Annotated in this window: 22 protein-coding genes; 14 read left to right on the top strand and 8 right to left on the bottom strand. The window is 70.2% G+C overall.

The features are described 5' to 3' along the window. Positions 1-7: 7 nt before the first annotated feature. The 3 genes from msrA to DEJ35_RS02665 all read left to right on the top strand — a co-directional run bounded on the left by msrA (position 8) and on the right by DEJ35_RS02665 (position 1,519). Positions 8-535, top strand: a complete 528-nt coding sequence (msrA, locus tag DEJ35_RS02675; protein WP_110859362.1) for a peptide-methionine (S)-S-oxide reductase MsrA — start codon at positions 8-10, stop codon at positions 533-535. A 37-nt stretch (positions 536-572) separates the two neighbouring features. Further along, a complete protein-coding gene (locus tag DEJ35_RS02670) occupies positions 573-776 on the top strand; it encodes a hypothetical protein (RefSeq protein WP_017886045.1) in 204 nt (67 codons plus the stop codon). A 119-nt stretch (positions 777-895) separates the two neighbouring features. After that, positions 896-1,519: a single-stranded DNA-binding protein gene (locus DEJ35_RS02665; RefSeq protein ID WP_110859173.1), complete on the top strand. Its 624-nt coding sequence runs from the start codon at positions 896-898 to the stop codon at positions 1,517-1,519. 29 nt (positions 1,520-1,548) lie between these two features. Here DEJ35_RS02665 and DEJ35_RS02660 read toward each other — a convergent pair whose 3' ends face one another. After that, positions 1,549-2,271 (bottom strand): hypothetical protein, encoded by a 723-nt coding sequence (locus DEJ35_RS02660; RefSeq protein ID WP_110859174.1) that lies wholly within the window; start codon positions 2,269-2,271, stop codon positions 1,549-1,551. Between the two features lie 135 nt (positions 2,272-2,406). Between DEJ35_RS02660 and ettA the strand changes: the two genes are divergently transcribed. Further along, the gene (ettA, locus tag DEJ35_RS02655; RefSeq protein ID WP_071405516.1) at positions 2,407-4,092 is read left to right on the top strand and encodes an energy-dependent translational throttle protein EttA; all 1,686 of its coding nucleotides are present in this window, start codon (positions 2,407-2,409) and stop codon (positions 4,090-4,092) included. A gap of 32 nt (positions 4,093-4,124) precedes the next feature. Beyond that, entirely contained in the window at positions 4,125-4,577 is a 453-nt protein-coding gene (locus tag DEJ35_RS02650; RefSeq protein ID WP_110859175.1) for a thioesterase family protein, read from the top strand. Here DEJ35_RS02650 and DEJ35_RS02645 read toward each other — a convergent pair. Next, positions 4,564-5,427, bottom strand: coding sequence for an acyl-CoA thioesterase II (locus DEJ35_RS02645; protein WP_083404324.1), 864 nt, complete (start codon positions 5,425-5,427; stop codon positions 4,564-4,566). The two genes, DEJ35_RS02650 and DEJ35_RS02645, sit on opposite strands and share 14 nt — an antisense overlap. 91 nt (positions 5,428-5,518) lie before the next feature. On the opposite strand from DEJ35_RS02645, the gene DEJ35_RS02640 reads away from it, so the two are divergent. Together DEJ35_RS02640 and DEJ35_RS02635 are read left to right on the top strand one after the other, a co-directional pair. Further along, complete coding sequence (locus tag DEJ35_RS02640; protein WP_110859177.1) at positions 5,519-6,220, top strand: hypothetical protein; 702 nt, start codon at positions 5,519-5,521, stop codon at positions 6,218-6,220. A 67-nt stretch (positions 6,221-6,287) separates the two neighbouring features. Continuing rightward, the gene (locus tag DEJ35_RS02635; protein ID WP_111191999.1) at positions 6,288-7,130 is read left to right on the top strand and encodes an NAD-dependent epimerase/dehydratase family protein; all 843 of its coding nucleotides are present in this window, start codon (positions 6,288-6,290) and stop codon (positions 7,128-7,130) included. Positions 7,131-7,270: 140 nt separating this feature from the next. Here DEJ35_RS02635 and DEJ35_RS02630 read toward each other — a convergent pair whose 3' ends face one another. The 3 genes from DEJ35_RS02630 to pepN form a co-directional block, all read right to left on the bottom strand. After that, positions 7,271-7,783, bottom strand: a complete 513-nt coding sequence (locus tag DEJ35_RS02630) for a globin (RefSeq protein ID WP_375342431.1) — start codon at positions 7,781-7,783, stop codon at positions 7,271-7,273. Continuing rightward, positions 7,780-8,844: a mechanosensitive ion channel family protein gene (locus tag DEJ35_RS02625; protein WP_111191998.1), complete on the bottom strand. Its 1,065-nt coding sequence runs from the start codon at positions 8,842-8,844 to the stop codon at positions 7,780-7,782. The genes DEJ35_RS02630 and DEJ35_RS02625 overlap by 4 nt, the downstream gene beginning before the upstream one ends. 75 nt (positions 8,845-8,919) lie before the next feature. Next, the gene (pepN, locus tag DEJ35_RS02620) at positions 8,920-11,499 is read right to left on the bottom strand and encodes an aminopeptidase N (RefSeq protein WP_111191997.1); all 2,580 of its coding nucleotides are present in this window, start codon (positions 11,497-11,499) and stop codon (positions 8,920-8,922) included. 119 nt (positions 11,500-11,618) lie between these two features. Between pepN and DEJ35_RS02615 the strand changes: the two genes are divergently transcribed. The 3 genes from DEJ35_RS02615 to DEJ35_RS02605 all read left to right on the top strand — a co-directional run bounded on the left by DEJ35_RS02615 (position 11,619) and on the right by DEJ35_RS02605 (position 13,220). Beyond that, positions 11,619-12,272 carry a DsbA family protein gene (locus DEJ35_RS02615; RefSeq protein ID WP_258378416.1) on the top strand — a complete coding sequence of 218 codons (654 nt, stop codon included), beginning with the start codon at positions 11,619-11,621 and terminating at the stop codon, positions 12,270-12,272. Positions 12,273-12,351: 79 nt separating this feature from the next. Continuing rightward, positions 12,352-12,675 (top strand): hypothetical protein, encoded by a 324-nt coding sequence (locus DEJ35_RS02610; RefSeq protein WP_146238490.1) that lies wholly within the window; start codon positions 12,352-12,354, stop codon positions 12,673-12,675. Then, complete coding sequence (locus tag DEJ35_RS02605; protein ID WP_146244732.1) at positions 12,672-13,220, top strand: hypothetical protein; 549 nt, start codon at positions 12,672-12,674, stop codon at positions 13,218-13,220. Before DEJ35_RS02610 ends, DEJ35_RS02605 begins: the two co-directional genes overlap by 4 nt. Positions 13,221-13,361: 141 nt before the next feature. On the opposite strand, the gene DEJ35_RS02600 is transcribed toward DEJ35_RS02605, so the two are convergent. After that, positions 13,362-13,886, bottom strand: a complete 525-nt coding sequence (locus tag DEJ35_RS02600; protein ID WP_111191995.1) for a GNAT family N-acetyltransferase — start codon at positions 13,884-13,886, stop codon at positions 13,362-13,364. On the opposite strand from DEJ35_RS02600, the gene DEJ35_RS02595 reads away from it, so the two are divergent. From DEJ35_RS02595 to DEJ35_RS02585, 3 genes are all read left to right on the top strand, one after another. Next, positions 13,885-14,526 (top strand): helix-turn-helix domain-containing protein, encoded by a 642-nt coding sequence (locus DEJ35_RS02595; protein WP_111191994.1) that lies wholly within the window; start codon positions 13,885-13,887, stop codon positions 14,524-14,526. The two genes, DEJ35_RS02600 and DEJ35_RS02595, sit on opposite strands and share 2 nt — an antisense overlap. A gap of 94 nt (positions 14,527-14,620) precedes the next feature. Further along, complete coding sequence (locus DEJ35_RS02590; RefSeq protein ID WP_111192012.1) at positions 14,621-15,109, top strand: ribose-5-phosphate isomerase; 489 nt, start codon at positions 14,621-14,623, stop codon at positions 15,107-15,109. 36 nt (positions 15,110-15,145) lie between these two features. Then, the gene (locus tag DEJ35_RS02585) at positions 15,146-16,075 is read left to right on the top strand and encodes an Fpg/Nei family DNA glycosylase (RefSeq protein WP_111191993.1); all 930 of its coding nucleotides are present in this window, start codon (positions 15,146-15,148) and stop codon (positions 16,073-16,075) included. 28 nt (positions 16,076-16,103) lie between these two features. Here DEJ35_RS02585 and DEJ35_RS02580 read toward each other — a convergent pair whose 3' ends face one another. Both DEJ35_RS02580 and DEJ35_RS02575 read right to left on the bottom strand, forming a co-directional pair. Then, positions 16,104-17,573 carry an amidohydrolase gene (locus DEJ35_RS02580; protein WP_111191992.1) on the bottom strand — a complete coding sequence of 490 codons (1,470 nt, stop codon included), beginning with the start codon at positions 17,571-17,573 and terminating at the stop codon, positions 16,104-16,106. Next, positions 17,570-18,235: an FMN-binding negative transcriptional regulator gene (locus DEJ35_RS02575; RefSeq protein ID WP_111191991.1), complete on the bottom strand. Its 666-nt coding sequence runs from the start codon at positions 18,233-18,235 to the stop codon at positions 17,570-17,572. The genes DEJ35_RS02580 and DEJ35_RS02575 overlap by 4 nt, the downstream gene beginning before the upstream one ends. 179 nt (positions 18,236-18,414) lie before the next feature. On the opposite strand from DEJ35_RS02575, the gene DEJ35_RS02570 reads away from it, so the two are divergent. Further along, positions 18,415-20,001: an ABC transporter substrate-binding protein gene (locus DEJ35_RS02570; protein WP_258378415.1), complete on the top strand. Its 1,587-nt coding sequence runs from the start codon at positions 18,415-18,417 to the stop codon at positions 19,999-20,001.

Raw genomic sequence — 20,001 nt, 5'->3', positions numbered from 1 at the left:
AGTGGCCATGACCACGTTCGTGCTCGCAGGTGGATGTTTCTGGTGTCTCGACGCCGTGTACCGCACGCTCCAGGGGGTGCAGGACGTGGTGTCCGGCTACGTCGGCGGGCAGGTCGAAGAGCCCTCCTACGAACTGGTGTGCACCGGCACGACGGGGCACGCCGAGGCGGTCGCCGTGACGTTCGACGAGTCGGTGATCCCGGCCGACGTGATCCTGGACGTCTTCTTCACGCTGCACGACCCCCGCCAGCTGAACCGTCAGGGCGCCGACGTCGGCACGCAGTACCGCTCGGCGATGTTCCCGGCCGACGACGCGCAGCGCGAGGTGTTCGAACGGGCCGTCGAGCGAGCATCCGACATCTGGGACGGCGGCATCGTCACCACCATCGAGCCGCTCTCGACGTTCTACCGCGCCGAGGAGTACCACCAGGACTTCTTCGCGAAGAACCCCGGCCAGGGCTACTGCCTCGCAGTCGCGCTGCCCAAGGTGAACAAGGTCCGGAAGGCCTACAGTCAGTACATCCTGGCGTCCTGACCCCGGGGCGGCAGGGCCACAAGGAGGTGGTTCGAACATGACGGACAACACGGGAACCTGGGTCGCCATCGGTCCGGCCGGAGCGGTGGGCAGCATCCACCGTGCGGCGGACGGCTTCGAGGTCGAGCTCTACGGACGCCGACGGGCGGGCGGGCCCTACCCGTCCCTCGAGTCCGCGAAGGGTGCGGTCCACGCCGCGCTCGGACCGTTGGCTGCCCGGCCCGAGTTCCGAGCACACTGAGCGGGTCTGTCCAGGAGGCCCGGGGGACTCGTCCTCCACAGGTTGCCTGATCGGATCCACACGCCACAGATCGAGCCCGGGGCCGCTGACGCGGCCCCGGGCTCCGTGACGATCGACGCATGAACGACATCATCACCGTCTGCGGAATCGTCGCCACCGAGCCCCGGCACCTCGTCACCGAGACCGGCATCGCCATCACGAGTCTCCGACTCGCGTCGCCCTCACGCCGTTGGGACCGGGCCACCGCCGCCTGGGTCAACGGCGCGACCAACTGGTACACCGTCACCGCGTTCCGGTCGCTCGCGTCGAACGTGTTCAAGTCCCTGAAGAAGGGTGACCGGATCGTCGTCGCCGGCCGGGTCCGCATCCGCACGTGGGAACGCGACGGTCGGGGTGGGACCTCGGTCGAGATCGACGCCGACGGCATCGGGCACGACCTGGCGTGGGGGATCAGCAACTGGGTCAAGGTGCCTCGACACACCTCGGACTCGGCGGTGACGCCGGGTGCCACCGCGGACGTCGACCCCCGGACCGGGGAGGTACGCGGCCCGACCCCGGACGAACCCGGGTCCGCTCCTGGGCACGACCAGGCCCGGGCAGACGGCGAGGAGCCGGTCGATCACGTCGAGCCCGACCACGTCGATCGGGACGACGAACACGACCACGATCTCGACGACGCCGGGCCGGTCGACGGCCTGCGTGACTTGGACGTACCCGAGGAGCACGAACGTCCGGCCGCGTGATGCCCGTCCCGCGGATCAGTGTCCGACGGTCACCAGCGCTGGGTGATCATGCCGATGCCCGCCACTTCGGTCGTGTCCCAGTTGCCGCCCTTCGGCAGGCCACTCACACGGCCGTCCACCCAGAACGTCGCTCCCTGGACCGCCGGCGAGTTGACCTGGCGTGCCTTCAGACCGTGGAACGAGAAGTTCGTGTTCCACTTGCCCTGCAGGCCGCTCACGCCGGGCTTGTTGCGCACCGTGATCTTCACGTTGCGCATCGACGAGTGGACGACGTCGCCGTTCAGGCGGCCGTTCCCCTCGACGTTGAAGAACAGGCGCCCCTTCAGGTTCAGGCCGACCGCCGCGATCGTGTGGCCGTTCGCGAAGAAGGTCCCGACGTTGTTCGGGTAGAAGCGGAGTCCGACCGGGGTCACGTTGTGGGTCGCCGGGCCGAGGTAGCCGTACGTGAACTTGCCGTTCTGCACGCGCTCCCAGATGAACCGCGGCGCCCCCTTGCTCACGGTGGACCCCTTGTCGGACTGGATCCCCACGGAGAACGCGTTGTTGTACGCGTCGTGCACGTTGATGTACGACGAGTACCCGGTCCCGGCCCCGCCCTCGGTGATGTCGGCGGTGTACTCGACCAACGGTGTGCCGTGCGGGGCGACGGTGGCTGCCGAGGCCGTCGCGCCGGTGGGTGCGACGAGGCCGACTGCGAGTGCGACCGCTCCGACGAGGGGGAGCGCGAGCCGGCGGATTCGTGTTGTGGGCATGTCCCTGATCCTGATCTCCGTGTGGACGACGAGGCCTCTGGTGGAAGGCGAGGCAACGGTACGTCGAAGTGCGCCGATGCAACACCCCTTGTGCGCGTTCCGGCAGGGGGCCGGGTTCAGTAGACTCATCGGGATATGGCTGAGTACATCTACCAGATGGTCCGCGCCCGCAAGGCGGTCGGCGACAAGCTGATCCTCGACGACGTCACGATGTCGTTCCTCCCCGGTGCCAAGATCGGCGTCGTCGGACCGAACGGTGCTGGCAAGTCGACGATCCTGAAGATCATGGCGGGTCTCGACCAGCCGTCCAACGGCGAGGCGAAGCTCACGCCGGGCTTCAGCGTCGGCATCCTCATGCAGGAGCCGGAGCTCGACGAGAGCAAGACCGTGCTCGAGAACGTGCAGGAAGGCGTGGGCGAGATCCACGGCAAGCTCGCGCGCTTCAACGAGATCTCGGCGCTCATGGCCGAGCCGGACGCCGACTTCGACGCGCTCCTGGCCGAGATGGGCACGCTGCAGGAAGACATCGACGCCGCCGACGCGTGGGACCTCGACTCCCAGCTCGAGCAGGCGATGGCCGCGCTGCAGTGCCCCCCGGGGGACGAACTCGTCACGCACCTGTCCGGTGGTGAGAAGCGCCGCGTCGCGCTCTGCAAGCTGCTGCTCCAGAAGCCCGACCTGCTCCTCCTCGACGAGCCCACCAACCACCTCGACGCCGAGAGCGTGCTCTGGCTCGAGCAGCACCTGCAGCAGTACCACGGTGCCGTCCTCGCCGTGACCCACGACCGGTACTTCCTGGACCACGTCGCCCAGTGGATCGCCGAGGTCGACCGCGGCCGCCTGTACCCGTACGAGGGCAACTACTCGACCTACCTCGAGAAGAAGCGCGCTCGCCTCGAGGTCCAGGGCAAGAAGGACGCCAAGCTCGCGAAGCGCCTGTCCTCGGAGCTCGACTGGGTCCGGAGCAACACCAAGGGCCGCCAGGCGAAGTCGAAGGCCCGTCTCGCCCGCTACGAGGAGATGGTCACCGAGGCCGAGCGCACCCGCAAGCTCGACTTCGAGGAGATCGTGATCCCGGTCGGCCCGCGTCTGGGTTCGCAGGTCATCGACGCCGAGCACCTGCGCAAGCAGTTCGGTGAGCGCGTCATCATCGGCGACCTGTCGTTCACGCTGCCCCGCAACGGCATCGTCGGCGTCATCGGCCCGAACGGTGTCGGCAAGACCACGCTCTTCAAGACGATCGTCGGCCTCGAGCCCCTGGACGGCGGCACGCTGAAGATCGGTGACACCGTCCAGATCTCCTACGTCGACCAGACCCGCGGCGGCATCGACCCGAACAAGAACCTGTGGGAGGTCGTGTCGGACGGACTCGACTACATCCAGGTCGGCAAGACCGAGATCCCGTCCCGCGCCTACGTGTCGCAGTTCGGGTTCAAGGGCCCGGACCAGCAGAAGCGCGCCGGCATCCTGTCCGGTGGTGAGCGCAACCGTCTGAACCTGGCGCTGACGCTCAAGCAGGGCGGCAACCTGCTGCTCCTCGACGAGCCGACCAACGACCTGGACGTCGAGACGCTCGGCAGCCTCGAGAACGCCCTGCTCGAGTACCCCGGTTGCGCCGTGGTCATCACCCACGACCGGTGGTTCCTCGACCGCATCGCCACGCACATCCTGGCGTGGGAGGGCCTCAACGAGGACGGCACGCCGAACTGGTACTGGTTCGAGGGCAACTTCGAGGCCTACGAGGAGAACAAGATCGAGCGCCTCGGCGCCGATGCCGCGAAGCCCGGGCGCGCGACGTACCGCAAGCTCACCCGCGACTGACCCTCGTGGCGAGACTGCACGCTCCCATCCGCATGCGGTGGAGCGACATCGACGCCTACGGTCACGTCAACAACTCCGCGATGCTGCGCCTGCTCGAAGAAGCGCGCATCGTGGGGTTCTGGGGTGCGGACCCGGGTGAGGACCCGGACGGCGGCCTGCCCGAGCCGATCATCGACGGTCGGCCCGGTTCGGGCACCATGACGGTGATCGCGGGCCAGCGCCTCGAGTACCTGGCGTCGATCCCGTACCTCCGTCAGCCGCTCGACATCCAGATGTGGATCGGGCGGCTCGGGGGTGCGAGCATCGACGTCTCGTACGAGGTCTGGTCGCCGGCGGGGCATCACCCCGCCGTCCTGTACACACGGGCGACGACCGCACTCGTGATGGTCGACGCGGCGACGAACCGTCCGCGTCGGCTGACCGACACCGAGCGCGCTGCGTGCGAGCGCTACCTCGAGGAACCGGTGCAGTTCAGCCGGCCGTAGGCACCCGCATCATGCCCTCCTGGGCGACGGTGGCCAGCAGCTTGCCGTCACGGGAGAACATCCGGCCGAACGCGAGTCCCCGGCCGCCCTGCGCGCTCGGGGACTCCTGCGTGTACAGGATCCACTCATCGGCGCGACCGTCGCGGTGCCACCACATGGCGTGGTCGAGGCTCGCGCTCTTGACCCCCGGGGTGCCCCACGCGACGCCGTGCCGCCGCATGATCGGCTCGAGGATCGACAGGTCGCTCGCGTACCCGAGCACCGCACGGTGGAGCGCCGGGTCCTCCGGCAGGTCGCCCTGCACCCGGAACCAGACCGCCTGGTGCGGCACGTGCTCGCCCTGCACATCGACGAACACCGGTCCCTCGACGTGTCGCAGGTCGATGGACCGAGCGGCCCAGGCACGTGCGACCGGGTGGTCGATCGCGGACAGGATCGACGCGGCCGACGGCAGGGACTCCGGGTCCGGGGTGTCCACCGGGTACGGGTCCTGGTGCTCGATGCCGGTGTCGGGCACCTGGAACGACGCGATCATCGAGAAGATCGGGACACCGCGCTGGTACGCCTGCACGCGTCGGGCCGCGAACGACCGGCCGTCGTGGATGCGCTCGACGCCGAAGGTGATCGGCACGTCGATGTCGCCGGGCCGCAGGAAGTAGCCGTGCATCGAGTGGACGTCGCGTCCCTCGATCGTGCGCTGCGCGGCGACGATGCACTGTGCCAGGACCTGACCGCCGAACACCCGTCCGCCGGGTGACCAGTGGCTGGCGCCGGTCAGGATCGTCTCGCCCGTGCTCGCGCCGGTGTCCTCGAGTCGCAGGGTCCGCAGGAAGTCGGGTTCGCCGTTCACGCTGTGCAGTCTACGAACGGCTGCCCGCCGCCGTCGCAGGTCGTCGCGCCCAGGCTGCGCGGTCCCGATGGCCGGTAGGATCGGGGACGACATGGGCAACTCGTTCACGCTTCCCGACGCCGCCTCACTCGGTGACCTCCGCACGTACCTCGGGCGTGCCGCTCGGATCGAGGACGGCTCGGTCCGGCTCATCGCCGACTCCGGCGTCCTGGCCGTCTACACGGCGATCCTCTACCCGCTCGGGCTGCTCGACGAACTGCCGACGGTGCTCGGTCTCCGCACGTTCTCGCTCACCGAGCCCGCGTCGATCGACACCGTGGTCCCGCTGCAGTCGCTCCTCGAGCGCCTCCGCCTGCTGGCCGAGGCACAGGATGCCGAACGCGCCGAGGGTGCCGACCCGACGCGGGCCACCCCGATCGAGGTCGAGCTGCCGCACGAGGTGCACACCGTGACGTGGGCGGCCATCTCCCCGCCCCGCGGTGGCTGGGTCCCGCTGCCGGACGTCTCACCGGAACTCCTCCGCCGAGCCACCCGCGACGGCATCGCCGAGGTCGCCGACGCCGTGCCGTCCAACGCGGGCGAGGCCATCGTCCGACGGATCCGTGCCGAGGTCTGGGGCCGACCGGTCCCCGGCGTCGAACACCTGCCCGCCGGTGCCGGCTTCGCGGGCGAGAGCCTCGGGTTCCTCGGGCACGACCCGGTCCGTCTGTTCGAGACGGGTCCGTGGAGCCGACTCACGACCTCGCGCGGCCACGTGCTCGTCAAGCGCCGCGCCTGGACCCTGAGCTCCTAGGGACGACGACGGCGACGACGGCGACGACGACCGCGACGCCGCCGGGCCACCGTGGTTGGCTGGCCGCATGCACGTCTTCCTCACCGGTGCGTCCGGCTACATCGGCTCCTCCGTCCTCCGCTCCCTCGTGGCCCGCGGCGACGAGGTCACCGCGCTCGTCCGGTCCGACGAGAAGGCCCAGCACGTCCGTGACGCCGGTGGCCGGGCCCTGGTCGGCGACGTCACCGACACCGACGTCGTCGAACGGCTGCTGCACGAGAGCGACGGTGTGGTCCACACGGCATCGGCGCCGGGCGTCGACCCGGGCTTCATCCGCACCGCGATCGGTGCCCTGGCCGGCACGCCGAAGCCGTTCGTGCACACCGGTGGGATCTTCACCTTCGGCGACTCGACGGACATCTCCGAGCAGTCGCCGATCGACCCGCCGGCGTTGACCGCCTGGCGCGGGCCGAACGAGGCCCTGCTGCGGGAGAGCGACGTGCGGAGCACCATCGTCGCGCCCGGCATCGTGTACGGGCGCGGCGCCGGCATCCCGGCGATGTTCGTCAGCGACGGCGAGCAGCCGGTGCGGCTGGTGGGCGACGGCTCCCAGCGGTGGACGACGGTGCACGTCGACGACCTCGGCGAGCTCTACGTCCTCGCGCTGCACCGCGGCGAGCCCGACGGGTACATCGTCGCCGCGACCGGCGACGACCCGACCGTCAGAGAGGTCGCCGAGGCCGGGTCCCACGGCGCACCGGTCGTCCCCGAGAGCGTCGACGCGAGCCGTGAACGACTCGGGCGGGAGTACGCCGACGCCCTGCTGCTGCACCAGGAGGCGTCCGGCGCACACGCCCGGTCGACCTTCGGCTGGCGTCCGTCACGGCCGTCCCTGGTCGAGGACCTCGCCTCCGGCTCGTACGTGCGCTGAGACGCGCTGCCGAAGACGCCGCCGTCCCGCGGGCACGAGAACGCGGGGACCGGCGGACGGGAGGCCCGTGGCGACGCCGCCACGGGCCTCCCGTCCGCCACGGGCGGCGTCCACCGCGCCGGCGTCGCGCCCGGCGCGCGTCAGTCGAAGGTGTTCGTCATCGCGTGGGCAGCGCGGTCGAGGTAGCCCCAGAGCTCGGCTTCGTCGAGGGGCGCGAGCTCGAGCGACTCGACCGCTTCGTGCATGTGGTGGAGCCAGCGTTCCCGGGCCTCGGACGTGATGCGGAACGGGTTGTGCCGCATCCGCAGGCGGGGGTGCCCGCGCTGCTCGCTGTAGGTGCCCGGTCCGCCCCAGTACTGCTGCAGGAAGGCGGAGAGGCGCCAGATCGCACCCTCGAGGTCGTCGGCCGGGTACATCGGCCAGATGACCTCGTCCTGCTGCACGCCCTCGTAGAAGCGACGGACGAGCCGGTCGAAGGTGGGGGCGCCGCCGATCCGCTCGTACAGCGACCCCGTGGCCGAGGCGCCGTGCTCCCCGACGCGCAGAGTGATCGGCTGGGCCGGGACGCCGACGGCGCTGGACGAGCCGGGCGTGCCGAGCGAGCCGCGTGCTCCGGGCCCGCCCGTGCCGCTCGGGGGTGTGGGGTCGATCATCGGGGGTCCTTCCCGCTGTCGGGGTCGTCCGTGCGGATCGGCTGCCCGAGGATGTTGCGCTTGGTACGCCGGGGCTTGGTGGGTGCCGGCGTCGGCTGGGTCCGGACGGTGCGCAGGCCGTTGATCGAGGTGGCGTTCTCCCAGCCCTCGGGCATGATCATCGCCATCGCGGGCAGGGTGATGCCGAGTTCGTCGACGGCGTGCTTCAGTCGGGTGCGGAGCTCCCGGCCGACGACGTCGAGCTCGGACGCGCGGGTCTTCACGACCAGGCGGAAGACCATGCCGGCGTCGGTGATGGACTGCAGGCCCCAGATCTCGGGCTTCTCGACGACCCGCTGCCGCCAGCGGGACTCCTGCGACATCGTGACGGCAGCCTTGAGCAGGGCGTCCTGCACGGCGTCGATGTCGGTGTGGTAGGGCACGGTGATGTCGACGAGCACGCGCGACCAGCCCTGCGACAGGTTGCCGACGCGCAGGATCTGGCCGTTCGGCACGAACCACAGGATCCCGTTCACGTCGCGGATCTGCATGACGCGCAGCCCGACGTTCTCGACGACGCCCGTGGCCTGACCGGTGTCGACGACGTCACCGACGCCGGCCTGGTCCTCGAGGATCATGAAGACGCCGGACAGCAGGTCCTTGACGATCGACTGGGCGCCGACGGCGAGGCCGGCGGCGACGAGGGACGCACCGCCGACGATGCCGACCGCGGCGTTCGGGATCGCGACCGGGATGATGATCGCCAGCGCGATGACGACGACGATGACCGTCGCCAGGTTCTCGAGCACACTGCCCAGCGTTCGGGTCCGCTGCACGACCCGTGCGGTCTGCACGGGCGAGGCGATGAGGGCCTGGGTGTCCTCAGCGCCCTGACGCTTCTTGACACCGTTCACGACCCGGTCGACGACCTGCTTGATCATGCGCCGCAGGAACACGCGCACGAGGATCGCCGCGAGGATCGTGATGACGATCGTGATCGGGATGTGCCACGCGTCGACGAACTGGGTGAAGGTGTTGGAGGCCCACTTCGGGACGTCGGTGGAGTCTGCAGCCAGGTTCATATCCGGTCGATGCTAAGCGGCGGGGCCTCGGCATCCCTGGAGGAACACCAAGACCCCGCCGGATCAGAGCAGGGGTCAGGCGTCGGCGGCCTGGACCCGGAGCGCGCGCTCGGTGCCCGCGAGGCTCTCGGACACGATGCGGCGCAGCGCCGGCGTCTCCGGGTGCTCCTCGAGCCACGCGGCCGCGGCGTCACGGAGCTCGGCCGACGCGAGCGGCGCCGGGTAGAGGCCCGAGACGATGGTGTCCGCCATGTGGTAGCTGCGCTCGGCCCAGATGCGCGTGAGCACCTCGAAGTACTTCGGCACGAGCCCCTCGAGCAGCACCGGGCTGTTCACGTGCTGGAACCCGACCGTGGTCTGGCGCACGATGGCGTTCGGCAGCTCGGACGAGTCGACCAGCGACGAGAACGCCGCGAGCTTGCCCTCGGCCGTCGGGATCGTCGCCCGGGCGCGGGCCGCGGCCTGCTCGCCCGATGCGGTCTTGTCGGCGGCGAGCTCGGCGTCGATCTCGGCGTTGTCCGCAGCACCCGCGAGCACGAGGCCCTCGAGCAGCTCCCAGCGCAGGTCGGTGTCGATCTCGAGGCCCTGCAGCGTGACCGATCCGTCGCGGAGACCCTGCAGGGTCGCGACGTGCTCCGGCGTGGACGGGATCTGCGCGAAGAACTTCACGAACTGGAACTGCGCGTCCGAACCGGCCTCGGCCGAGGACGCGAGCTGCCAGAGCGTGTCGCCGACGGTGCGGACCGTGGCCTCGACCGAGCCCGGTGCCACGTAGTTGCGTGCGGTGAGCAGCAGCTGCGAGAGCGTCGTGCGGATGGTCGTCGACTCGGTCTCGGTCGCGATGTTGCCGAGCACCAGGCGGACGTAGTCGCTCGCCGGGGACTCGGCGTCGCGCGTGGCGTCCCACACCGAACCCCAGACGATCGAGCGGGCGAGCGGGTTCGCGATCGAGGCCAGGTGCTCGATCGCGGTGCGCCGGGAGTGCTCGTCGAGACGGATCTTGGCGTAGGCCAGGTCGTCGTCGTTCAGCAGCACGAGGTCGCCGCGCTGGACACCGACGAGCTCGGGCACCTCGGTGCGGGCGCCGTCGACGTCGATCTCGACGCGGTGGACCCGCTCGAGCTTGCCGCCGGCGGATGCCGTGTCGGCGCCGAACGGTGCGGACTCGTCGTTCCGGAACGCGTACACACCGATCGCCAGACGGTGCGGGCGCAGCGTCGGGTAGTCGGCGGGGGCTTCCTGCAGGACGGTGAACGACGTGATGACGCCGGACTCGTCGGTCTCGATCTCCGGGCGGAGCGTGTTGACGCCCGCGGTCTCGAGCCAGAGCTTCGACCACTCGGTCAGCTCACGGCCGCTCGTCGCCTCGAGCTCGACGAGCAGGTCGCGGAGCTCGGTGTTCGAGTGGTGGTGCTTCTTGAAGTAGGCGGAGACGCCCGCGAAGAACGCGTCGATGCCGACCCAGGCGACGAGCTGCTTGAGGACCGAGCCGCCCTTCGCGTAGGTGATGCCGTCGAAGTTGACCTGGACGTCTTCGAGGTCGTTGATCGTCGCGACGATCGGGTGCGTCGAGGGGAGCTGGTCCTGGCGGTAGGCCCAGGACTTCTCCATCGCCTGGAACGTGGTCCAGGCCTCGGTCCACTCGGTGGCCTCGGCCGTGGCGATCGTCGAGGCCCACTCGGCGAACGACTCGTTGAGCCACAGGTCGTTCCACCACTTCATGGTGACGAGGTCGCCGAACCACATGTGGGCGAGCTCGTGCAGGATCGTGACGACCCGGCGCTCCTTGATGGCGTCGGTGACTTTCGACCGGAACACGTAGGTCTCGGTGAAGGTGACCGCGCCGGCGTTCTCCATCGCACCCGCGTTGAACTCCGGCACGAAGAGCTGGTCGTACTTCTCGAAGGGGTAGGCGACGTCGAACTTCTCCTCGAAGTACGCGAAGCCCTTCTTCGTGATGTCGAACACGTACTCGGGGTCGAGGTACGAGGCGAGCGACTTGCGCGCGAACACGCCGAGCGGGATCGTCCGGCCGTCGCGGCTGGTCAGCTCGTCGCGCACGACCTCGTACGGGCCGGCGACGAGCGCGGTGATGTAGCTCGAGATGCGCGCGGTGGGCGGGAAGGACCAGGTCGCGACGTCGCCGTCGACGTGCGGCTCCGGCGTGGGGGAGTTCGAGACGACCTGCCACCGCGACGGCGCCGTCACGGTGAAGGAGAACTCGGCCTTCAGGTCGGGCTGCTCGAACACCGCGAACATCCGTCGGGAGTCGGGGACCTCGAACTGGGAGTACAGGTACACCTCGTCGTCCACCGGGTCGACGAAGCGGTGCAGGCCTTCACCGGTGTTCGTGTACAGCGCGTCGCTGACGACCACGAGCTCGTTCTGCTCCTGCAGGTCGTCGAGCTGGATGCGCACGCCGTCGTTCACCGCGGCGACGTCGAGCGCCGTGCCGTTCAGCGTGATGGAGTGCACGGTCTTCGTGATGGCGTCGATGAAGGTCGATGCGCCGGCGGTGGCGGTGAAGCGCACCCGCGTGGTGCTGCCGAAGGCCTCGGCGCCGCGGGTCAGGTCGAGCTCGACGTCGTACGTCTGCACGGCGACGACGGCCGCACGCTCCTGGGCTTCGATTCGGGTGAGGTTCTCTCCGGGCACGCAACGCTCCATCTTCGCTGGGGACGCGGACGATCGGTGTCCGCGTACGGGGCCCGGACGGCGTCGTGCGCCGGCGGGACGATGGGTTCCAGCCTAGCGACGCCGCGTACGCTCGCACCGTGACCGAGACGACTGTGGACAACCCGACCGACGCCACCACCGAGCGCACCGCCGTGGAGTTCTGGTTCGACCCGAACTGCCCCTGGGCCTGGATGACGAGCCGCTGGGTGGGTGAGGTCGCCGAGCACCGCGACCTCGACGTGACCTGGAACGTGATGAGCCTGTTCGTCCTCAACGAGGACCAGGACGTCCCGGACACCTACAAGGAGCGCCTGCACGCCGGCCAGGTCTACCCGCGCATCGTCACGGCGGCGAGGCTCCGGCTCGGACAGGACGTCGTCAAGCCGCTGTACGACGCCCTCGGCGAGCACATCCACCACCGCCAGGAGTCCGACCCGGAGCAGGTCGTCCCCGCCGTGCTCGCCGAGCTCGGCCTCGACGCCGACCTGCTCGAGTACGCCTGGACGGACGAGGTCGACGCCGCCGTGCGCGTCAGCCACCAGGACGGCATCGACCGCGTCGGCCAGGACGTCGGCACGCCGGTGATCGCGGTCGAGGGCACCGCGTTCTTCGGACCGGTCATCTCCCCGGCGCCCAAGGGCCAGGAAGCGCTCGACCTGTGGGACGGCGTCGTCGCCGTCGCGAAGTACCCCGGCTTCTTCGAGCTCAAGCGCTCGCGCACGGTCGGTCCGGTCTTCGACACCACCGACTGACGGACTGGAGGCACGTGGCGGCGCCGCCACGCGCCTCCAGACGGCACTGTGGTGGGTTCCGTCGGTGAAGTATCAGGGGATGCGGATCCACATGGGGGAGTCGTACAGCGTCGACCGCGCCGCGTCCGCGAGGACCGTCGCGGACGTCCGGACGGCCGCGTCCGGCGTCAGTCGACACGCGGAGGAGTTCGAGCGAGCGCTCGACGGACTCGCCGGAGCGGTGAGCGGAAGGCCGGTGATCGCGGCGGCGCTTCGATCGTTCGCGTCGGCGCGCACGGGGACCGCGATGCGGATCGGGACCCACCTCCAGGCGGTCAGCGCGGCCGGTGCGATCGCACTCGCCGCCGTCGACGAGGCGGACGATCAGATGGCGCGCACCGCCGACCACGCGGCAGAGCGATGAGCGGCATGGTCTCGGTCGCGTCGCTCGACGAGATCCGTCTCGACATGAGCGCCGTGGTGGACGCAGCCGCGACGCTCCGTGCCGCATCCGACGACGTGCGGACCGCGGCATGGCCGGCGACGACCTCGAGCGTGCCCCCGGTCGTCGTGCGGTCCTCGAGCGACGAGTGGGGCGACAAGAACCACGAGCTGCTCGCGGACAACGTCTTCGAGGAACTCCGCAACGGCTGGCTCTCGTGGGACAAGGGCATCGAGGACGCGGCGCTCAAGAACCTCGCGTGGGGGATCGCCGCTGAGATCGTGCACGCCTTCGACGTGAAGTGGTCGCCGGACTGGGTCGCCAAGGGCCATCCACACCGTTGGCACGACGAGGCCGGCTGGCACGCGCGGTGCAACGACTGCCTCGACGAGAGCCCGGCTGAGGCTGACGAAGCGCTCGCGTACGCATGGTTCGCCGATCACCGTCCGATCGTGCACGGTGACACAGCGCCGCCGTTCCGACCGTCACCGCCGCCGCTCGAGATCCCGATGCCGGACGACGCCTGAGTGTCATCGGCCAGCAACGACCCACCGCGCAACCGAAGTACGTCCGCACCACGGAAGAGCGCAGTTCGCGCGCACTTCGGCTGTGCGAAGCGCACGTGGCGGGACGCCGCAGCAGCCGCAGCCGCTGCCGCAGCGGCCGCGTCACGCCAGCGGCAGCGGCAGCCGCATCATCGTCAGGTCGAGCCAGCGGTCGAACTTGCGACCGACCTCGGGCACGACCGCGACCGTGGTGAACCCCAGGCGTTCGTGCAGGGCGATCGACCCCGTGTTGGTGCTGCAGATCCCGGCGATCATGACGTGCCGGCCCTCGGCGGTGGCCCGTGTGACCAGCGCCTGCATCAGGGTCGTGGCGATGCCCCGGCCGCGGAACGCCTCCACCACGTAGACGCTGTGCTCGACCGTCAGCCGGTACCCCTGGTGCGGCCGCCACTGCGAGTACGTGGCGTAGCCAGCGACGACCCCGTCGACCTCGGCCACGAGCACCGGGAAGCCGTCACCCTGTCGCTCGGCGAGCCACCCGTCGAAGTACGAGCGCGGGTGCGGTGTGTCCTGCCAGATGGCGGTGGAGTGCAGCACGGCATCGACGTGCAGGGCGTGCACGACGTCGAGGTCGGCCGGTGTGCAGTCGCGGATCACGACCCCATTCGTCGCATATGCTGTCGTCATGTCTCACATCGTAGACGACTCGCACGCTGATCCCGCAACCGACGCCGACGACGCCTCGGTCGCCGAGCAGCGGGCGCTCGGTGAACGCCTCCAGCGCCTCCGCACGGAGCGGAAGTGGAGCCTCACCGAGCTCGCCGAGGAGTCCGGCGTCTCCCGCGCGATGATCAACCGCGTCGAGCGCGGGGTCTCCAGCCCCACCGCGACGATCCTCGGTCGCCTGTCGGGCGCCTTCGGCCTGACGATCTCGCAGCTCCTGGACGAGGCCCTCGAGCACGAGGTGCCCAGGGCGACGGACCCCGACGAGGCACGTGGGGTGCAACGCGGAGCGACCGCCGATTCCTGGACCGATCCCGACACCGGGTACCGCCGCCGTCCGGTCTCGAGTGCGGCGTTCCCCGCGGACGTCACCGAGGTGCGCCTCCCGGCCGGCCGTCAGGTGGCCTACCCGGCGTCCGCGACCGCGTTCCTGCGGCACTGCATCTGGGTCGTCGACGGCGTGCTCGAGGTGGTCGTCGGCGGCGAGCCGACGCGCCTGGCCGCGGGGGACCGGATCGAGCTCGGCGAACCCGCCGACGTCGTCTACCGCAACCCCGGCGAGGACCCCACCCGGTACCTCGTCGTGGTGGTCCGCGCGCCGTAGGCAGTGGTGGTCCGCGCGCCGTAGGCAGTGGTGGTCCGCGCGCCGAAAGCAGTGGTGGTCCGGGCCCCGGAGCCGCAGGAATATGATCGGGTCCATGCGCATCCACCTCGGAACGGACCACGCCGGCCTCGAGTTCAACAAGACCCTCGCAACCCACCTGACCGAAGCCGGGCACGAGGTGGTGGACCACGGTCCGACCGAGTACGACGCGCTCGACGACTACCCCTCCTTCTGCATCAACGCCGCGCACGCCGTGGTGCAGGACCAGCGTGCCGGTGTCCAGGCCCTCGGTGTCGTCTTCGGTGGTTCCGGCAACGGTGAGCAGATCGCCGCCAACAAGGTCGAGGGCATCCGCGCTGCGCTCGTGTGGAACGAGTCGACCGCCCTGCTCGCCCGTCAGCACAACGACGCCAACGTCATCTCCATCGGCGCGCGCCAGCACACCGAGGACGAGGCGATCCGGTTCGTCGACCTGTTCATCGCCGAGCCGTTCTCCGGCGAGGAGCGCCACGCCCGTCGCATCGCCCAGCTCGCCGAGTACGAGACCACCGGGCTGATCGCCGGCCGCCAGATCGACCAGTAGTCCTGCCCGTCAGGGGTACCGGGTAGAACGGTAGTCATGCCCGAGGGTCACTCCGTCCACCGCATCGCCAACCAGTTCACCCGGCACTTCGTCGGCAAGCGCTGCGAGGTGTCGAGCCCCCAGGGTCGCTTCGCCGCCGGGGCCGCGCAGCTCAACGGCAAGCGCATGATCGCCGCGCGTGCGGTGGCGAAGCAGATGTTCCTGGAGTTCGAAGGCGACCTGTTCCTCCGCGTCCACCTCGGGCTGTACGGCGCGTGGGACTTCGCGGGCGTGATCTCCACCGCCGAGGCGCTGTCCGACGACGACGACCGCGAAGAGTCGCTCAGCTCGATCGGCGCACCGCGGCTCGCCCGCTACCGGATGGCCGAGCAGGAGCAGGCGGAGGACCCGATCGAGTCCTTCCCGCCGGACCCGGTCGGCCAGGTCCGGGTGCGGATCCTCACCGAGGACACCGTCGCCGACCTGCGCGGCCCGACCGCCTGCGTGGTGGAGACCCCGGCCGAGGTGCAGCGCGCGCTCGACAAGCTCGGCCCCGACCCGATGAACGACGACGGGCCCGAGGCCGAGAAGACCTTCGTCGACAACGTCCGCCGTCGGAACGTCGCGATCGGGCAGCTGCTCATGGACCAGTCCGTCGTGGCCGGCATCGGCAACATCTACCGCGCCGAGCTGCTGTTCCGGCAGCGCATCGACCCGTACAAGCCCGGCAAGAAGATCACGGTCAAGCAGGCCAAGGCGCTCTGGGCCGACTGGTCGAAGCTGCTGCACGACGGCGTCCGCGACGGCCTGATGATGACGATGGACGACCTGTCCGAAGCCGACCACAAGAAGGCCCTGCGTTCACGCAAGGACCGGCACTGGGTCTACCACCGACAGGGCGAGCCGTGCCGGGTGTGCGGCACCGAGATCCGGATGGCCGACATGGCCGGCCGGAAGCTCTACTGGTGCCCGAAGGACCAGAAGTAGCGCACGGGGAACAAGTACGCCCGCCCGCTCACACCTCCCGGTGGGTGAACCGTCCGGCGACCGCCGTCCCGAGCACCCGCATGCTGCGCAGCGCGGCGGACGGTGCCGCCAGCGGATCGGACTCGACGAGCACCAGGTCAGCCACGTCGCCGACGGACACCCCGACCCGCCCGTCGGTGGACCCCTGCCACGCGACGAGTGCCGAGAGTCGTTCGGCCGGGTGCCACGGCGCTCGCCCGTCGCGGTCCCGCCCGACGGCCGCAGCCATCGACACCCACGGGTCGAGCGGCGCCACCGGGGCGTCCGACCCGAGCAGCAGGCGCGCTCCGGCCCGTGCGAGCGACGCGAAGGCGAAGGCCCGGTCGGTGTGCCCCGCCCAGTGCCGGTCGGCGATGTCCCGGTCGTCCATGGCGTGCTCGGGCTGCACCGACGCGGCGACCCCGAGCCGGGCGAACCGGTCGACGTCGGTGTCGACGAGCAACTGCGCGTGCTCGATCGTGCCGCGGGCCCCGACGGTCTCGAAGACGTCGAGCGCCAGGGTGTTCGCACGGTCGCCGATCGCGTGGATCGCGGGGACGAGCCCGGCGTCGACGGCCCGGCGGGTGATCGCGACGAGGTCCTCGAAGGCCCACGCGAGCACGCCGGAGCCGTCCGTCATCGCGGCGGTGCGGGTGCCCAGCGACCCGTCGGTGATCACCTTGAAGGGCCCCATCGTGAGCAGCCCCCGCGTGCCGTCGACCACGTCGCCGGTGCGCAGGCCCCGGGCGATCACGTCGTCGAGCTCGTCCGCGTACACACCGGACGCGACCCGGATCGCGTCGGTCCCGGCGTGGATCCGGCGGCGCCAGCGGTCGAGCCCGAAGCGCATCTCGAGGTCGACCACGCCCGTCACCCCGCGGACCGCCGCGGCCTCGGCAGCATCTGCCGCGTAGGCGTCGAGCAGGTCGTCAGGCACCTGCGACAGTGCTCCGGTCACGTCGAACGCGTCCTGCTCGCGCAGGACCCCGTCCTCGCCCGTGTCGAGCGGTCGGCCGACAGCAGCCGAGAAGTGCCCGAGCGCCAGCGCGTTGCACCACACCGCGTGCAGGTCCGCGCTGATCACGACGACCGGGAGGCCCGGTGCGGCACGGTCGAGCAGCTCGCGTCGTGCAGGGCGCGGCCACATCCCGTCGCGGTAGCCGTGTCCGACCAGGACGCGGTTCGCCACGCCCGCCCGTGCGACGGCGGCGAGCAGGTCGGCGGTCGCCTCGGCGGAGTCGCAGTCGGTGACGTCGACACGGCGGCGGACGAGCGCCCACTGGTCGAAGTGCGTGTGGTGGTCGCGGAGCCCCGGGCCGAGCCAGGCACCGGCGGCCTCGACCACGTCGGTGTCGACGCTCGTGGGGTCGAGCGTGCCCGCCGGCGCGATCTCGATGACCCGCCCGTCGACGACGCGGACGTCGGCAGGGGCCCCGGAGGTGCCCACCCTTCGGACGGTGCGCAGCAGGATCTCGCTCATCCCCGCCGTCCCCCCAGGCTGTTCGCCGGGGACGGGACCGGCCTGACCCGCTCGACCTCGTCGGCGAGCGCCGGCGACGCGTAGGGGCCGTCGCCCCGAAGGCCGGCGACGATGCGGTCGATCACCTCGGGGGCCTTGTTCTGGGACAGCTTGGCGCGGGCGTCGAACCGGGTGATGCGGATCCGGATGCCGACGGTGCCCTTCGCCATCCGGCGGGCCGTCTCCTCGTCGATCTGCAACGACACGGGCGACGGCATGACCCGCTCGAAGTGGTCGACGAGCTCGCCGAGCACCCGGAAGTTCTCGTCGTCGGACAGGATCTCGGGGGTGCCCCAGACGTGGGCGGTGACGTGGTTCCAGGTCGGCACGAACTGCTCCGGCGGGTACCAGGCGGGGGAGACGTAGCCGTGCGGGCCCTGGAACACGACGAGGACCTCGTGCTGTCCGAGTTCGTGGGCGACCTCGTCGGGGCGGCCGACGTGGGACACCAGGACGAGGGCGTCCGGGTCGTCGTCGGGACCGGGGGTCTCGAGCAGCACCGGGTAGTGCGAGGCGACCAGCCCGGCCGCGGTGTGCGACACGATCGTCGCCCACGGGTTCCCGGTGATGAGGCGTCGGACCTCGTCGACGTCGGTCATCAGGAAGTGCGGTGTGTGGCGCATGCTCCGAGCGTGGCACAACGGGCCCGGTCACGCGACGGGTGTCGTTTCGTCAGTGTTTCTACGCGGTAAAACTCTCAGAGCGCATTGAAAGAAGTCTTGTGGTCGGGATTCGAACCGTCCTAGCTTTCCCACCACGACGACCGGGCAGGGATCCGGCCGCACCCGATCGAGGAGAGATCATGCGACGCAGGACGATCGCCGCGCTGGCCGCGGCGGCAACCTTGGCACTGCTGGCGACCGGCTGTTCGGCGGGTGGCGCGGCCGACGACGACGCTCCCTCGAGCCTGGTCTACGCGACCGGCGAGCCCGACCACCTGACCCCGGGCCGGCAGACCGTGGCCTTCGACCAGGTGATGAGCGTCTTCGCGCCGCTGACCCAGACCGACGCCGACGGCGACCTGCAGTACGTCGCGGCCAAGAGCGTCGAGAGCGATGACGCCACCACCTGGACGATCACACTGCGGGACGGCTGGACGTTCCAGAACGGCGAGGCCGTCACACCCGAGAGCTACGTGAAGGCCTGGAACCACGTCGCCTACGGCCCGAACGCGTGGGAGAACAGCGGTCAGCTCGCCGGGATCGTCGGGTACACCGACCTCAACCCGGCGAAGGGCACCCCGAAGACCAAGGAGATGTCGGGGCTCGAGGTCACCGGCAAGGACACCTTCACGGTCACGCTCACCCACGCGGACAGCCAGTTCCCCCTGCAGCTCAGCCAGGCCCAGACGGCGTTCTACCCCATGCCCGAGGCCGCCTACGACGACCTGGAGGCGTACGACGAGAAGCCGATCGGCAACGGCCCGTACGAGATGACGAAGGCGTGGAAGGCGGACCAGGAGTTCACCGTCACGGCCTGGGCGGACTACGAGGGGACGAAGCCCGCCACCGACGAGGTGACCTTCCGCAGCTACTCCGACATGAACACCGCCTACACGGACGTCCTGGCCGGCAACGCCGACGTGCTGTTCCTGCCGACCGACAAGATGACGAGCGCGAAGGCCGACTTCGGCGACCGCCTGCACTCCTTCGACGCCCCCGGCATCGACTACCTCGGGTTCCCGCTGTGGGACGACCGGTACTCCGACCCCGACGTGCGCCGGGCGATCTCGATGTCGATCGACCGTGACGAGGTCAACGACGCGATCTACGGCGGCCTGTACGACCCGGCCACCGCGCTGACCCCACCCTCGATGTCCGGCACCGAAGAGGGCATCTGCGGCGACGCCTGCGAGTTCGACCCGGCAGCGGCGAAGAAGCTCCTCGCCAGCGCGGGTGGGTTCGACGGCACCATGACGCTCGTCTACCCGGGCGGCACCGGCCTCGACTCCCTGTACGAGGCGTACGCCAACCAGATCCGGCAGAACCTGGGCGTCGACGCCGAGGCGAAGGCCACCACCGACTGGGCGTCCTACTACTCGGAGCTCACCGACAAGACCGTCGCCGGCCCGCACTTCGGCCACTGGGGTGCGCTGTACATCAGCCAGCAGAACACGCTCCGCGCGCTGTTCACCACGGCCGGCGGCTGCTCCCCGTGCACCGGCTACTACCAGTCCGACGACGTCGACTCGCTGCTCGCGAAGGCCGACTCGGCCGGGTCCCAGGACGAGGCGAACGGGTACTACACGAAGGCGCAGGAGGCGGTCCTCGAGGACTTCCCGATCGTCCCGACCTTCTTCGACAAGTACTCGTACGTCACGAGCGACAAGATCGCGAAGCTGCCGGCGGTGGCGGGCAGCCCCGTGATCGCGCAGATCGCCGTGAAGTAG

Source organism: Curtobacterium sp. MCPF17_051 (assembly GCF_003234595.1).
GTDB classification, from domain to species: Bacteria; Actinomycetota; Actinomycetes; order Actinomycetales; family Microbacteriaceae; genus Curtobacterium; species Curtobacterium flaccumfaciens.
The sequence above is the reverse complement of the archived record's forward strand: the minus strand, read 5'-3'. Positions and strand labels throughout refer to the sequence as shown.